Annotated in this window: 17 protein-coding genes; 13 read left to right on the forward strand and 4 right to left on the reverse strand. The window is 48.7% G+C overall.

Annotated elements, in window-relative coordinates; genetic code table 11:
- Positions 1-24: 24 nt before the first annotated feature.
- Positions 25-306: a YggT family protein gene (locus THEAE_RS0105190; protein ID WP_028986739.1), complete on the reverse strand. Its 282-nt coding sequence runs from the start codon at positions 304-306 to the stop codon at positions 25-27.
- Here THEAE_RS0105190 and THEAE_RS0105195 point away from each other — a divergent pair.
- Positions 284-1084, forward strand: a complete 801-nt coding sequence (locus THEAE_RS0105195; RefSeq protein WP_052329765.1) for a thiamine diphosphokinase — start codon at positions 284-286, stop codon at positions 1082-1084. The genes THEAE_RS0105190 and THEAE_RS0105195 overlap by 23 nt on opposite strands.
- Before the next feature lie 17 nt (positions 1085-1101).
- On the opposite strand, the gene THEAE_RS0105200 is transcribed toward THEAE_RS0105195, so the two are convergent.
- Positions 1102-1827, reverse strand: a complete 726-nt coding sequence (locus tag THEAE_RS0105200; RefSeq protein ID WP_039944282.1) for an RluA family pseudouridine synthase — start codon at positions 1825-1827, stop codon at positions 1102-1104.
- Positions 1828-2700 (reverse strand): class I SAM-dependent methyltransferase, encoded by an 873-nt coding sequence (locus tag THEAE_RS0105205; protein WP_028986742.1) that lies wholly within the window; start codon positions 2698-2700, stop codon positions 1828-1830.
- 164 nt (positions 2701-2864) lie between these two features.
- On the opposite strand from THEAE_RS0105205, the gene THEAE_RS23345 reads away from it, so the two are divergent.
- The 9 genes from THEAE_RS23345 to THEAE_RS0105265 all read left to right on the forward strand — a co-directional run bounded on the left by THEAE_RS23345 (position 2865) and on the right by THEAE_RS0105265 (position 10941).
- On the forward strand, positions 2865-2987 hold the full coding sequence (locus THEAE_RS23345; RefSeq protein WP_005587537.1) for a hypothetical protein: 123 nt from the start codon (positions 2865-2867) through the stop codon (positions 2985-2987).
- A gap of 212 nt (positions 2988-3199) precedes the next feature.
- Positions 3200-3334, forward strand: coding sequence for a hypothetical protein (locus THEAE_RS23660; protein WP_005587540.1), 135 nt, complete (start codon positions 3200-3202; stop codon positions 3332-3334).
- 294 nt (positions 3335-3628) lie between these two features.
- Complete coding sequence (locus THEAE_RS23665) at positions 3629-3760, forward strand: hypothetical protein (RefSeq protein ID WP_005587541.1); 132 nt, start codon at positions 3629-3631, stop codon at positions 3758-3760.
- Between the two features lie 39 nt (positions 3761-3799).
- Positions 3800-3946 carry a hypothetical protein gene (locus tag THEAE_RS23240; RefSeq protein ID WP_005587542.1) on the forward strand — a complete coding sequence of 49 codons (147 nt, stop codon included), beginning with the start codon at positions 3800-3802 and terminating at the stop codon, positions 3944-3946.
- Positions 3947-4529: 583 nt separating this feature from the next.
- On the forward strand, positions 4530-5618 hold the full coding sequence (gene nagZ / locus THEAE_RS0105245; protein WP_156920550.1) for a beta-N-acetylhexosaminidase: 1089 nt from the start codon (positions 4530-4532) through the stop codon (positions 5616-5618).
- 358 nt (positions 5619-5976) lie between these two features.
- On the forward strand, positions 5977-7086 hold the full coding sequence (gene proB / locus THEAE_RS0105250; protein WP_028986743.1) for a glutamate 5-kinase: 1110 nt from the start codon (positions 5977-5979) through the stop codon (positions 7084-7086).
- 44 nt (positions 7087-7130) lie between these two features.
- A complete protein-coding gene (locus tag THEAE_RS0105255; RefSeq protein WP_052329767.1) occupies positions 7131-8411 on the forward strand; it encodes a glutamate-5-semialdehyde dehydrogenase in 1281 nt (426 codons plus the stop codon).
- A 279-nt stretch (positions 8412-8690) separates the two neighbouring features.
- Entirely contained in the window at positions 8691-10046 is a 1356-nt protein-coding gene (locus THEAE_RS0105260) for a dicarboxylate/amino acid:cation symporter (RefSeq protein ID WP_028986745.1), read from the forward strand.
- Between the two features lie 232 nt (positions 10047-10278).
- Complete coding sequence (locus THEAE_RS0105265) at positions 10279-10941, forward strand: hypothetical protein (RefSeq protein WP_028986746.1); 663 nt, start codon at positions 10279-10281, stop codon at positions 10939-10941.
- 127 nt (positions 10942-11068) lie between these two features.
- Here THEAE_RS0105265 and THEAE_RS21900 read toward each other — a convergent pair whose 3' ends face one another.
- Complete coding sequence (locus tag THEAE_RS21900; protein WP_005587550.1) at positions 11069-11392, reverse strand: hypothetical protein; 324 nt, start codon at positions 11390-11392, stop codon at positions 11069-11071.
- 138 nt (positions 11393-11530) lie between these two features.
- Here THEAE_RS21900 and THEAE_RS0105275 point away from each other — a divergent pair, with 138 nt between their 5' ends.
- Genes THEAE_RS0105275 through THEAE_RS0105285 form a run of 3 tightly spaced genes read left to right on the forward strand, consistent with a single transcriptional unit; the run spans position 11531 to position 14322 of the window.
- On the forward strand, positions 11531-12364 hold the full coding sequence (locus tag THEAE_RS0105275; RefSeq protein ID WP_028986747.1) for an SPL family radical SAM protein: 834 nt from the start codon (positions 11531-11533) through the stop codon (positions 12362-12364).
- A 50-nt stretch (positions 12365-12414) separates the two neighbouring features.
- A complete protein-coding gene (locus THEAE_RS0105280) occupies positions 12415-12822 on the forward strand; it encodes a hypothetical protein (protein WP_005587552.1) in 408 nt (135 codons plus the stop codon).
- Positions 12823-12864: 42 nt separating this feature from the next.
- The gene (locus THEAE_RS0105285; protein WP_005587553.1) at positions 12865-14322 is read left to right on the forward strand and encodes a nicotinate phosphoribosyltransferase; all 1458 of its coding nucleotides are present in this window, start codon (positions 12865-12867) and stop codon (positions 14320-14322) included.
- Positions 14323-14357 lie beyond the last annotated feature (35 nt).

Genomic DNA, 14357 nt, shown 5'->3' on the forward strand with positions numbered 1-14357 from the left:
GCCACATCCTGTGACGGGGGTTGCTTACGGAAGAATCCAAGATAAGATGGTAGCTAGACCTTGATAACCAAATGGATAAATAATATATTGGTACAGAAGGATGGCGAAAATAGGGGAAATATCGATCATGCCGATCGGTGGAATAAAACGGAAGAGACTTAAGTAAGGCTCCACCAGGTTCCCTACCCACTGCCCGATTGCAGAATCACGCAGAGGGGGAATCCAAGAGGAGAGGATCCAAAAAATGATGGCAAAAAGGTAAGCTTCAAAGAGATATTGCGCGATGGTTAAAATGACGGCAGCCATAAGACACCTCTTTTTAGTCATACAGATTAAACAGCCTTTTGTTTCCCTATTATACCATAGAATCGGCAGGGTGAAAGATGAAGTGGTTAAGTTCATGAGTCAAGGGACAAGTAAAGATGCGATTTTGGTTACCGGAGGAGATCGGGAGATCGGCCAGTATAAAAAGGTGAAGGAGGCTTTTTCTCCTGCCCCTTATGTGATTGGGGTGGATGCGGGAGCCTTGTGGCTCTACGAAGCGGGGGAGAGGATCGACCTGGCGGTGGGCGATTTTGACTCCATCGGTGAAAAGGGATTTAGGCGTCTGCGCGAGGGAGGAGTCTCCGTCCTTCCTTTTCCCCCGGAGAAGGACTTTACGGATACGGAACTTGCCCTCGATCAGGCTTTGAGAGCGGGGGCTAAGCGCCTTCTCATTTATGCAGGATTGGGGACCCGTTTTGATCACAGCCTGGCAAATGTTCACCTTCTTTATCGGTGCAGGATGGAGGGGGTAGAGGCTACCATCGTCGATCGCTGGAACCGGATCCACCTCATTAACGATGGGACCGATGTAAAGAGGGAATATCCTTTTCTCTCCCTTATTCCTTTTAGCGAGAAGGTGGAGGGGGTAACGCTCACCGGCTTTAAATACCCCCTCACGAATGCGACGCTGGTCTGGGGAAAGGGAATCGGCATCAGCAACGAGCTGATTGCCGATCACGGAGAGATTCGGTTAGCGAGAGGTTGGCTCCTCGTCATTGAGTCCCAAGACCAAGAGATCGATGAACCGTTCTCTTCTTAAGCATTCTATCTTAATGATTAGGAAGAATCTGCATCGGTGGAGCGGTCCGCCTCTAATCGGGACAGAATCGGGCGAAAAAGATCCCAAGGATGTAGGAGAGGCGGAAGGGAAGTTAAGGTGATCATCTCCTTGTTCGTAGGATGAAGAAAGGAAAGCCGGTAAGACCAGAGAGCGAGCCATTCCCCAGGCTTGTTTACTTTTGCTCCATATTTTTGATCCCCATAAAGGGGCGTTCCCATGGCCGCCATCTGTACCCGAATCTGATGGGGACGTCCTGTTATTAAGTGTACTCGTAGGAGGGAAAACCCATCCCTTTGATCGAGGACCTCATATTCCAAAATCGCCTCCTTTGCCTGCTTTACGGTGGAAGGGACGACGGAAACGGTGTTGGTTCGCTCATCTTTCAACAGGTGGTGAATGAGCCGGCCTTTCGGCTGGACTAAACTTCCACGGATGACGGCAAGGTATTCTTTCTGAAATTGATGAGTTCTGATCGATTCGGAGAGGCGGGAGGCGGCTTTTGAGGTTTTAGCGAAGATCATGCTTCCCCCCACCGGCCGATCGAGACGATGGACCAAGCCCAAAAATACATTTCCAGGCTTGTGGTATCTCTTTTTTAGATCTTCTTTTAACAGGGTGAGGAGGTCAGGATCGCCGCTTTCATCCCCTTGAGAAGGAATATTGATCGGTTTTACGACTCCCAGGAGGTGATTATCTTCGTAGAGGATTGTGATCTCCACCACCTACACCTCTTCTTCCCAACGGGCCAGAATTCCGGCAGGGAGGACGAGGCGGGAGGCCTGAATGGGTAAGCCGATCTCCCCGCTGGTGATTTTTCCCCCATAGCGCATCGTCATCGTAAGCGTGAGGATGTTTTTAAGGACGGTGGGACTTAACCCCGTCGTGTAGGAATTGATGAGGAAGAAGAGGGGTTCATCGGATAAGATCTCCATACAGCTTAGAATGAATGGATAAAGATTCTCCTCCAACTTCCACATCTCTCCCTTGGGTCCCCTTCCATAGGAGGGAGGATCCATGATGATGGCGTCATATTTTCTCCCTCTCCTTATTTCCCGCTGTACGAATTTAAAGACATCGTCGACAATAAACCGGACCGGCTTTTCCTCAAGGCCGGATAAGCGGAGATTCTCTTTTGCCCACCCAACCATCCCTTTGGCTGCGTCCACATGAACGACCTCGGCTCCGGCGTAAGCGGCGGCCAAGGTAGCCCCTCCGGTATAGGCGAAGAGATTCAGCACATGGATCGGTCGATTCGCCTTTCTAATTTTTTCGATGATCCAGTCCCAGTTGGCCGCCTGCTCCGGGAAGAGACCGGTATGTTTAAAATTGGTGGGCCGAATGTAAAAACGCATCTCCCCATAGGAAATGGTCCAACGTTCGGGGAGCCGTTTGCGAAACTCCCAGTGGCCCCCTCCTGTTTCGCTTCGGATATAATGAGCATCCGCCTTCTTCCACTTATTCGTTTCTTGTTCTAATGGCCAGATGATCTGTGGATCAGGACGGCGCAGGAGGACATCCCCCCACCTCTCTAAACGTTCCCCTGATCCCGTGTCGATCAGTTCATAATCCTTCCATTGATCCGCAATAAAAAGCATCTTAATCCTCCACTCTTCCTAGCCCTCTTCTCAAACGGTTACCACTTTAGTATAACACGCTTTCCTTTCTCAACCACCCATTTTTTTATATATCGGACATTCACCGCTGCTGTGAGGACATGAAAAGCATAATGTAGAGTAGCTAAGGGAAAGGGGGTGAGCCGATGGCAGTCGTAGCACCTGGAGTAGACGGAGGTTACTATGGTGGGGCCGGCTTTTTCGCCTTTGCGATTGTGATCTATGTATTGCTGGTCATCATTCTCCGTGCAGGATTCTGGGGTTATTAATAGACCCGGCCGGGGTTAACGGATGAGGTTAACTACCGGGACACTCCCTCGGCAAAGTAAAGCGAATATTGCTAAGACTGGCACCGGGTAAGGATGGGTGGAAATTTCTTTGCCATTGCACTCGTCATCTATATCCTGTTGGTCATTATCCTGACTTCAGGATGGTTCTAAGGGAAAAGAGCATATAGTTCTGGGAAAGGAGGTTTTTTCAGATGGCTTTTGCAGCAGCTCAGGCAGGCGCAGGGGGCGTTGGATACGGCGGCGGATATAACTTCTTCGCCTTCGCCATCGTCATCTATGTTCTTCTGGTGATTATCCTTCGCACCGGTTTCTTTGGAGGGTATTAATCTTTAGAGCCCGATAAGCTGCCGATCCTTTGGATGGGCAGCTTATTGCTTTTTTCGCCTATTTTACCTATATTTAGGTATTCGTACAACCCACATAAGGCTTCAATACATATGGTAGAGTGAGTACAGATGATGGAGGTGAAAAGCCGTGCATGAAGCTGCCGTCGGCGGATACAATTGGTTCGCTTTTGCCATCGTCATCTACGTCCTCCTCGTTATCATCTTGAATGCTGGCTTTGTGTATTAGAGACCCTCTCCCTTATTCGAGTCGCTGTTCCGAGGAGGTGACGAACCATGGCATATGCATATGCAGGGGCAAATACCGGCTATCCATATGGGGTTGAAGGCGGATGGTTTGCTTTCGCCGTCGTCATCTATGTCCTCCTTGTCATCATTTTAAAAGCCGGCTTCTTTGGACCTGCTTAAATCGCGGTGTCTTAATTTCATAAGAAAGGAGGGATAGGTATGGCAAACGCATATGCTGCTGCCGGTGCCGGAGCTGGGGCTCCGGTGGTAGGAGGCGGATACAACTGGTTCGCTTTCGCCATCGTGATTTATGTTCTTTTGGTGATCATCCTGAAAGCCGGCCTCTTCGGACCTGTCGTTTACTAAGAAGGAATAAGAGGGAAGCGGGGAAGAGGGGGTGACGGATATGTCCAATGTTGCGGCGCCTTATACCGGGGTTAGCTTTTTTGCCTTTGCGATTGTGATCTATGTTCTTTTGGTCATCATTTTAAAAGCCGGTCTGTTTGGACCTCTCTATTAGGACCTGCTTAAAGCGGTTTATCGATTATGGTGTAAATAGGGCGTAAGGGGCCAAGGGAAGAGTTTGCCGAGGGTATCATTTTGAGGCGGGAGAACCTTGAATGGTTCGCCGCCTTTATTTTTTTGTTTAACCAGAGAAATGGGAGGATATCTTATGGAGGATGAGGTTTATGCCAATTAATACAATAAATGGGCTGGAAAGGAGAGAAGTGGCTGCGCTTATGATCGGACATCCAGACTTGCCGCGCCTTGATTGAAAAAGTGGCGCTTATTCATCCTTCTCTTTCTCATCCCCTGCTTACCGATCGGGGCGTTTTCCGCTCCATCTGAGGGTGGTCAAACCCCCCCCTCTCCCAACCAACTCTTCCCTTCAGGTTTCTTTCCCCCTTCTTCATTGGAGACTGATTCCATCAAGAGGCGGATAGGAACAATGAGCCTTGAAGAAAAGATCGGTCAACTTCTGCTGGTGGGAATCGAAGGAACTGAAGTGGATGAAAAGACGAGGGATTTGCTCGGGAAATACCATGTGGGAGGATTCATCCTTTACGAACGCAATGTAAAGGGGGCTGAGCAGCTTCTTGCGTTATTAAACCGATTGAAAGCACTGAACCACATGGAGAACGGAGAAAAGGCGATTCCCCTCTTTCTGTCCGTCGACGAGGAGGGAGGCAAGATTAGCCGAATGCCGAAAGAATTTACCCCTCTTCCTGCCAACCGGAAAATCGGGATGATAAATCGAGTAGATTTCTCTTACAAAATCGGAAGGATCATTGCCAAGGTGCTTTCCTCCTTCGGGTATAATATGGATTTTGCTCCTGTCTTAGACATAAACAGCAATCCGAAAAATCCCGTCATCGGTGATCGTTCCTTTGGAGATCAGGTAAAGGTGGTCACCACTCTCGGGGTAAAAACGATGGAGGGGATTCAGGCGGGAAAGGTGATCCCGGTGGTGAAGCACTTCCCCGGGCATGGCGATACCTCGGTTGATTCCCACGACGAACTTCCCAGGGTTGGGAAAAGCCTTGAAGAATTAAAGACGTTTGAACTGCTGCCGTTTAAGAGGGCGATGGAGAATAAAGCGGATGCGGTGATGGTCTCCCACATTCTCTTGCCTGAGATTGATCCCGATTATCCTTCTTCCATGTCGAAAAAGGTGATTTTTCATCTTTTACGTCAAGCGCTCCATTTTGAAGGGGTGGTGATCACAGATGATATGACGATGGGGGCCATCGTAAAAAATTTTCCCATCGAAAAAGCGGCGGTTCAAGCTGTTTTAGCCGGAAGTGATTTGATCCTGGTAGCCCATGGGCATAAGGAAGAGGTTAAGGTTTATGAAGCGTTAAAAAAGGCGGTAGAAGCGGGCATCCTATCCATTGAGCGGGTAGATGAAAGCCTCTATCGCATTTTATCACTAAAAGAAAAATATCAACTCCGAGACTCTCCTATATCCCAAGTGGATGTGGATGGCATCAATCGGGAGATACAAAACCTGCTGAAAAAATATCTTCCTTCCCCTTGACATCCCCTTGGCCAGGGGATATATATAATAGCAAAAGCCCATATTCTCCCCTCTTTTGGGGAAAGATGTCGCGATGAGAGAGGAAGAATCTGTGGAAGCGTTAAGAGAGCGGAATCCCCGGCTGAAAGATTCCGCCGCCTGAGCAGAGGTCCCGCCTCTTGAGCATCCTGCGATGAGCAGAACGACGGCCGGACGTTATCCCGGCGTTGAGAGGATGCGGCCCGATCCGGAGCAAGCCGCGTCAACGAAGGTGGTACCGCGGTAGACCATTCGCCCTTCAGAAGGACGAATGGCCTTTTTTTTTATGAAGGATAACTAGGTTTTCAGAAAATGAGGGAGTAGGAAAGGAGTTTTTCGGATGGTTTCGAGAATGGTGGTGAAAATAGGTTCCCACAGCGTGACGGATGAGAAAGGAGCCTTATCCGAAGGAAAAATGGAAGAATTGGTCAAGCAAATCACAGCCTTGCGTGATAAAGGGATTCAAGTCATCCTGGTTTCATCGGGGGCTGTTGCGGCCGGTTTAGGGGAATTAGGATGGAGGCGCTCCAACATTACGATTCCGGAAAAGCAGGCCGCCGCAGCTGTAGGCCAAGGCCTGCTGATCGAAAAATACAGAAGTTTGTTCGCGGCAAGGGGAATCCGCATTGCTCAGCTTCTTCTCACCCGTTCCGATACGGAAGATCGCAAACGGTTTATTCATATCCGAAATACATTGGAGACCTTGCTTCGCCATGGAGTTCTTCCCATCGTAAATGAGAATGATACGGTGACGGTAGAAGAGATTCGTTTTGGCGACAACGATACATTGGCCGGCCTCGTCACCCTGGTGACGGAGGCGGATCTTCTTGTTCTCATGACCGACATCGATGCCCTCTATACCGCCAATCCCAGGATTCACAAGGAGGCGAAGCCCATCCCGGAAGTCTGGGAAATTACCCCTGAGCTGGTGAAGATGGCAGGAGGAGAGGGGAGTTCCGTGGGGACAGGGGGAATGAGGACCAAGCTGAATGCAGCCCGCATCGTCACCGAATCGGGGGTGGAAATGGTGATCATCTCAAGCTCCATTCCCGACGGATTAATTCGCATCGTCGAAGGGGAGCCTCTCGGGACTCGTTTTCACCCCCACCCCCGCTTTACCGGTAAGAAGTCTTGGATCGCTTACGGTACCCGGGTTCAGGGAAGCCTTACCCTTGACGATGGGGCGGTAGCAGCCCTTCAGAAGAGAGGACGGAGCCTCTTGTTCCCTGGAATCCTGAGCGTCGAAGGAGATTTCCATGAAGGAGCCGTCGTATCCATGAAAAATCGGGAAGGGGAGGCGATTGGCAAAGGGATGGTTAGTTTTTCAAGTTACGATTTAAAAATTCTTCTGGAACGGGAACGTTCCGGTGAAAAGATTCAATCCCTCCATGAGGTGATCCATCGAGATGCGATGGTCATTTATGAATCGATCGAAGGATCGTCATCCTAGAGGGTGAGGCTTTCCAATTTTTATGCAGAAGGGGGAGTTAAAAGATGGAGACGGATATTTTGAAAGAGAAAGTTTTGCATCGGGCCCGGTTGGCAAAAGAGGCTTCCAAGAAATTGGGGAGCCTTTCTTCCGTGGAGAAGAGGAAGGGGCTTCTCCTCATGGGTGAAGCCCTATGGAAACATAGGGAAGAGATCTATGAGGCCAACCGGATGGATCTACAAAGAGCCAAGGAAGCAGGGATGGCGGAAGGGCGTCAGGATCGCTTGCGCATAACCGAAGAGAGATTAAAGGGGATAATCCGGGGATTAGAGCAGGTGGCTGCTCTTCCTGATCCGGTAGGGGAGGTATTGGAACGCATCGAACGGCCAAACGGCTTACAGATCGAGAAAGTTCGGGTTCCATTCGGCGTCATCGCGATGATTTACGAATCACGCCCAAACGTAACCGTAGATGCGGTTGCTCTGGCCTTAAAGACGGGGAATGCCGTCGTGCTGAAGGGGGGAAGAGAGGCGCTTCAGTCCAACTCGGCATTGGTTCATGTTTTGCGAGAGGGATTAAAAGGAACGGAGATTCCGTTGGAGGCGATCCAACTGATCGGTGAGACGGAACGGGAAGCGGTAGAGATTCTGATTCGGGCCAAAGGGCTGGTTGATCTCGCCATCCCCAGGGGGGGAGCCGGTTTAATTCAAATGGTGATTGAGCGCTCCCTCGTTCCCGTCATCGAAACGGGCGTTGGCAATTGTCACATTTATGTGGATCGTGCGGCAGATATGGATAAAGCGACGTCCATCCTTATCAACGGGAAAACCCAGCGGCCTTCCGTGTGCAACGCAGCCGAGACCCTTTTGGTTCATCGGGAGATCGCGGAGCGGTGGCTGCCTTTGGCGGCTCGGGAACTTCATCGGCGGGGAGTGGAGCTCAGGGGTTGTCCGGAGACGGTATCGATCTTAAATGAGGCCGGTTTTACAGAGGTGAAGGAGGCAACGGAAGAAGATTATGCCACCGAATTTCTTGATTTGATATTGGCTGTAAAAGTGGTGAATAGCGTCGAAGAAGCCGTTGAGCACATTGAAAAATACGGGACCAAACATTCGGAAGCCATCGTTACCGAAGATGGGGAAGCTGCTCGCCTCTTCCTCAACCATGTAGATGCTGCCGCCGTTTACCATAATGCTTCCACCCGTTTTACCGACGGTTTCGAATTTGGTTTCGGAGCAGAGATGGGAATTTCTACCCAAAAACTTCATGCTCGGGGTCCCATGGGGTTGAAGGAATTAACCAGTTATAAATATATCATCCATGGAAACGGTCAGATTCGGGAGTGAGAGGAACAATAACACCCCTTCTTTCATCGTTGAAGAGAGGGGGTTTTCAGGTTTCAATATTTACCGTTATTGGGTGAACGGTGGTTCGTTCATTAAATCTCTTGAAGGTATCTTACACAGGACGGATCCGTTCCGGACGATCGAGAACAGCACAGATATTTTCCGGAGATGAAGGGGGATCAATCCTGGAACACATTCACCGATTGACGGATCCGCTGGATGAGAGGTAAACTTTAGTACGTTACTAAAATGATTAAAGAAGAAAGGGGTAGACATCCTTTGAAGAATAACCTCATTGAGGCTTTGGTTACCAACTGGGTGAGCATCGTTGTAACCATCGCAATGATTGCTCTTTTATACATTTTAGCCAAACAACATGTAAAATTCGGAACACGCGTTCTGATCTCTTTGGGATTGGGAATTCTAGCCGGCATTTTCTTTCATCAATTTGATTTTGCTGTCGATAGTGTAAAGACCGTTGGTCAGATTTTCGTCAATTTGATTAAAATGATCGTGATGCCCCTTGTTTTCACCGCCATCATCACCAGCATCATGACCATCTCTAATCCAAACCAACTGCGGAAGATCGGTGTAAAAACGATTGGCCTCTTTCTACTGACCACAGGATTGGCCGCCATCATCGGAATCATCGTTTCTCTTCTTTTCCATCCCGGAACAGGAGTGAACCTCTCCTTACCCGCCGATTTTAAGCAGCGGGAGATCCCCTCTTTCTGGCAGGTCATCTTAGACTTAACGCCCGTCAATCCCGTAAACGATCTGGCACAGGGGAAAGTTGTCCCTGCCATCATCTTTGCCCTCTTTTTAGCGGTGGCGATGGTACAGGTAGGAGCAAAGAAACCGGAGGTGGTAGAGCCGGTCCGCCGTTTTTTTGAATCGTTTCTGCAAATAATGTACCAGGTAACCAAGTACATTATCCGTCTAACCCCTTATGGCGTCTATGCTTTGGTCGCTTCCATGGCGGCCAGCTACGGCGCGGAGACGCTCATGCCCCTTATTAGTCTTATTGCCGCCACTTACGTCGCCCTCTTTTTACACTTTGTCATCGTATTTGGTGGAATGGTTTCATTATGGGGAAGAGTTAATCCGATCAAGTTTTTCCGTAAGATTTATCCCATGATGGTGGTTGCTTTTACCACCCGGAGCAGCTTCGCCACCTTGCCCATTAACCTTGAAGTGATGGTAAAAAGGCTTCGGATCTCCGAGCGGATCGCAAGTTTCGTCGCACCTTTGGGGACAACCATGAATTATAACGGATGCGGCGGAGTATGGCCCGCGGTCGTCGCCGTCTTTGTGGCAGAAGCGTATGGCGTACCCTTAGGGATCACCGATTATGTGGTTTTGGTCTTGGTAGCCATGATCTCATCCGTGGGGGTCGCCGGCGTTCCGGGCCCCGCATCCATTTCAACGACGGTGGTTTTAACCGCTCTAGGACTCCCCCTCGAAGGATTGGGATTAGTTCTTGCCATCGACGCTCTGGTGGATATGGGAAGGACTCTGGTCAATCGGACGGGAGACCCGGTGATCGCACTGATTATTGCCCGTCAGGAAAAAGAATTTGATCAGGAAGCGTTTGATCGGGATGAAGAGGATGAATTGGAGACCAGCATCGCTTAAAAAGCTTTCCTTTTTTCTAAGCAAAGGGTTACTCATTTCCATTGTTTCTTTCCTCAATCAAGCCGCCTCCTGCCATGGGGATGAGAAAATAAGAAAACCAGGGCCAGGGTTTAACCTGGCCTTTTGATATTGTTGAAATGAACAGAAAATTGATCTTGAATTAGGAAAGGATTTTTAGTATAATTGGATAAGAACTAATGTTTGTTAGTCGAATAGAAAGGAGGAAATGGAATTGCAAGAGAAGCTCGATCTCATCCTACAAGAGATAACGAATCTGAAGGCGACCATGGCCACAAAGGAAGATCTGTTGAACCTTAAAGCGGCCACGCAGGAAGAGATTGCGAATCTTAAAGCGGCCACGCAGGAAGAGATTGCGAATCTGAAGGCGACCATGGCCACAAAGGAAGATCTGTTGAACCTTAAAGCGGCCACGCAGGAGGAGATTGCGAATCTTAAAGCGGCCACGCAGGAAGAGATTGCGAATCTTAAAGCGGCCACACAGGAAGAGATTGCGAATCTTAAAGCGGCCACACAGGAAGAGATTGCGAATCTTAAAGCGGCCACACAGGAAGAGATTGTGAATCTTAAAGCGACCACACAGGAAGAGATAACGAATCTGAAGGCGACCATGGCCACAAAGGCGGATATAACCGAGATCAGGGGAGATATAACCGAGATCAGGGGAGATATTACCGAGATCAAAAACCAGGTGAAAGACCTTCCTGCCATTCGTCAAGCTGTTTTAGAGTTGGCCGATCGTACCATTCATATTGAAAACGTAATGGCAACAAAAGAAGATATCGCCACATTGGCCTCTAAAGAGGACTTAAAATACTATGATTATAAAATCGCTTCGTTGGAGCGGGAAATCTTTGAACTAAAATCCTCTAAATAAAGGGAAAGAAGCGTGAATTTTTTATTCTAACTATAAAAAGACTTCTGCAAAGCGGCAGAAGTCTCATTTCATATCCGAACGGTCATGAGGTGATCCCATGAGCCATAAATGATGATGTCCTATTTTCCTATTTGCTGTAAAAAGGGGTTAAATGCTTCCCTTGAATGCGGAGATACCAGATGTTTAGTTCACCAATCCTCCGGGAGAGATCAACAATCTTCTCCATCCGTTCGAAGAAACCGTCACCATCCTGTTCGGTCGATTGATCGTACAGTTTCGTGAAGGAATGCTCCAATTCGCGGATGCGATCCGGGATTTGCCCGCTGATCTGCTCGAGGCGATGGAGGAATTCATTCCTCTCCGTCTCACTCAGTTCCGCAACGGGCACATGAATTTCGGGGATCTCGATCCCAATTTCCCGATCATATCGGAATTCAAATGCTTTTTTCATGTCGCAATCACCTCGATAAAAGAATTGTTATACATAAGACGTCCAAAATTCCCATGTTGTTATAGTATAGTTGTAACAGAGAACGGCCACTCCTGTCAAGGGGGTATTTTCTCATCTTTGCTTGAAGGAGGAACTGGTTTGAACATTCATGATAAAAATGCGAAAACGATTTTAACCCCTGCCGGAGGATATCTCAGTGGTTACTCCCATTCCCTCAATCCCTACATGGGATGCCCTTTTGCCTGTTCCTACTGCTATGTTCGCCAACTCCCCGTCTCCCTTTTTCGGGAAGAACCTTGGGGTTCATGGATTGAAATAAAAAGGAATGCGGCTACGCTTCTTCCCGGAGAGATTCGGAAAGCGAGAAAGAAGGGGCCGGTTACCCTCTTTATGTCCTCGGCCACCGATCCGTATCAACCCTTGGAATATAAAGAAAGAATCACCCAAGCATTGATTCAGGCAATGCTGGAAGAGCCACCCGATTTTCTCTTTGTTCAGACCCGTTCCCCCCTCGTGGTACGCGACCTTCCCTTCTTTCGTCAATTCGGAGAAAGGATTCGGGTTAGTATGACGATCGAAACGGATCTAGAGAATATTAGGAAACATTTCACGCCAAAGGCACCCCCTTTACGAGCCCGACTTCGTGCCTTAAGAACACTAACCGAAGCAGGCATTCCCACTCAGGCAACCATTGCCCCAATGTTGCCTTTTAGTCGAAAGTTCCCTTCCATTCTTAAGGAAGTCACCCAGCGGGTGGCATTAGATGATTTCTTTATGGGAGATGGGGCAAGGGGAAAAAGGACGGAGCGATTGGGGATTCGAAAGTTATTTCATGAAATCCATCAAGAACGGTGGTTTGATCCGGAAGCCTGGAAGAAAGTTTACCCCCTTTTGAAGGAGGCGTTTCCTGAAATTACATTGCTCGTTTCCAAAAAAGGGTTCAAACCTGGCGGAAAAACGGTGCTTCATTGATTTTTCCCCCTATTTAAAGTAGAGTTAAGGAAGAAAGGGAGGCGAATCGATTGAGGCAATTGTCCATCAGTCGCATAGAGTGGGTGGAGGAGGACGAGGAACTAACGGCTATCCTTCACATCGAAAATGGTGAGACGGAGATGGAAATTCTGTTGGAAGGTGCGACCCAGCTTGACCTTTCCTTCGCAGGGGGGGAGCTGGGGGAAATTCCTTACATTCAATTTATCCTTCGAAGCGGGAATGGGGAAGTAGCCCTTCTCATCTCGGAGAAGGATTGGGAGCCTTTCTTAAATGAACCGGATTTTCTTCTCCTCGATTATGGAAAAGGTCGATTTAAAATGAAATTTTTACCTTCTTTATTTCTTCGCTTCATCGATGAACAGATAGAACAGGTCAATCGGGGGAAAAATTCAATTTTTTTACGTGAAATTATTCACGTTTTTGCCGTTGAGGAATAAGGGAAGAAACATAGAAAGAAAAAGGGGAAAGAGGAGAGGGACTTGAACGAGAACCTTACGTTGTTGACGGATTTTTATCAGCTCAATATGATGTATGCCCATTATAAACAGGGAAACCTGAAGAAGAAGGTAGTTTTTGACCTTTTTTTTCGTTCGATTCCTTGCCAGAATGGCTATGCGATCGCAGCCGGATTAGAACAAGCCGTTGAATATGTAAAATCATTGCATTTTACCGATGAAGACCTGGCTTACCTCCGCAAAGTGGGCCGTTACGATGATGGATTTCTCAAACTATTGGCCAATTTTCGCTTCACGGGTGATCTTTGGGCCATTCCGGAAGGGACCTTTGTTTTTCCCCATGAGCCTTTGATCCGGGTGGAGGCAAATATTTTAGAAGCCCATCTCCTTGAGACCGCGTTATTGAACATTATCAACCATCAAACCCTTATTGCGACAAAAGCAGCCCGGGTGGTTCACGCGGCGGGAACGGATCCGGTGCTAGAATTTGGTCTTCGCCGTGCCCAAGGGCCCGACGCCGGGGTGTATGGGGCGCGAGCCACCTACATTGCGGGAGTTAGTTCCACCTCCAATGTGTTGGCCGGGAAAAAATTTGGCATTCCGATTTCGGGAACCAATTCCCATGCTTACGTCTTAAGCTTCAGCAACGAATTGGATTCATTCCGCTCGTATCTGGAGACGTTTCCTGATCAAGCCGTCTTAGTCGTCGACACATATGACACCTTATATTCCGGCGTACCCCATGCGATTACCGCTTTTAAAGAGCTTTTTGCCCGCCTGGGCAGGGAACCGAAAAGCTACGGAATTCGCCTCGACTCCGGTGATTTGGCCTATCTCTCCAAGGAGGCACGCAGGAAATTGGATGAGGCAGGCTTTAAAAACGCCAAAATCTTCGCCTCCGGCGATTTGGACGAGAATTTAATTCGGGACCTGAAGATGCAAGGGGCGAAGATCGATGCATGGGGAGTCGGGACGCATCTTATAACCTCTCGGGATTGTCCTTCCCTGGGGGGAGTCTACAAACTAAGCGCCGAAGAGGAAAAGGGGGTTTACCAACCTCGGATCAAGGTGAGCGAAAATCCGGATAAGATTACAAATCCCGGAGTGAAAAAGGTGGTTCGCTTCATCTCGGAAGAGACCGGGAAAGCTTTAGCCGACCTCATCATGTTGGCGGACGAAGAAAATCCGAAGGGGAATTATGAGATCTTCCATCCGATCTATACGATGAAGAGGAAGTGGTTGCGGCACTATCGCATAGAAGAATTGCTTCTACCTATCTTTCGACAGGGGGAATTGGTTTACTCTCTCCCAACACTGGAAGAGATTCGGAAGCGGGTCGCAGAACAGGGAAAAATGTTCGCTCCTGAAATCTTGCGGCTTACGAATCCCCACGAGTACCACGTCGATTTATCCAAAAAACTTTGGGACTTGAAAAACGAATTGATCCAAAAGGCAAAAAGGGAAAGGGAAGTGGAGTCGTGACGGGAGGGTCACTTCGTAGCATGGGTGGGCCGGAG

The organism is Thermicanus aegyptius DSM 12793 (assembly GCF_000510645.1).
GTDB lineage: Bacteria > Bacillota > Bacilli > Thermicanales > Thermicanaceae > Thermicanus > Thermicanus aegyptius.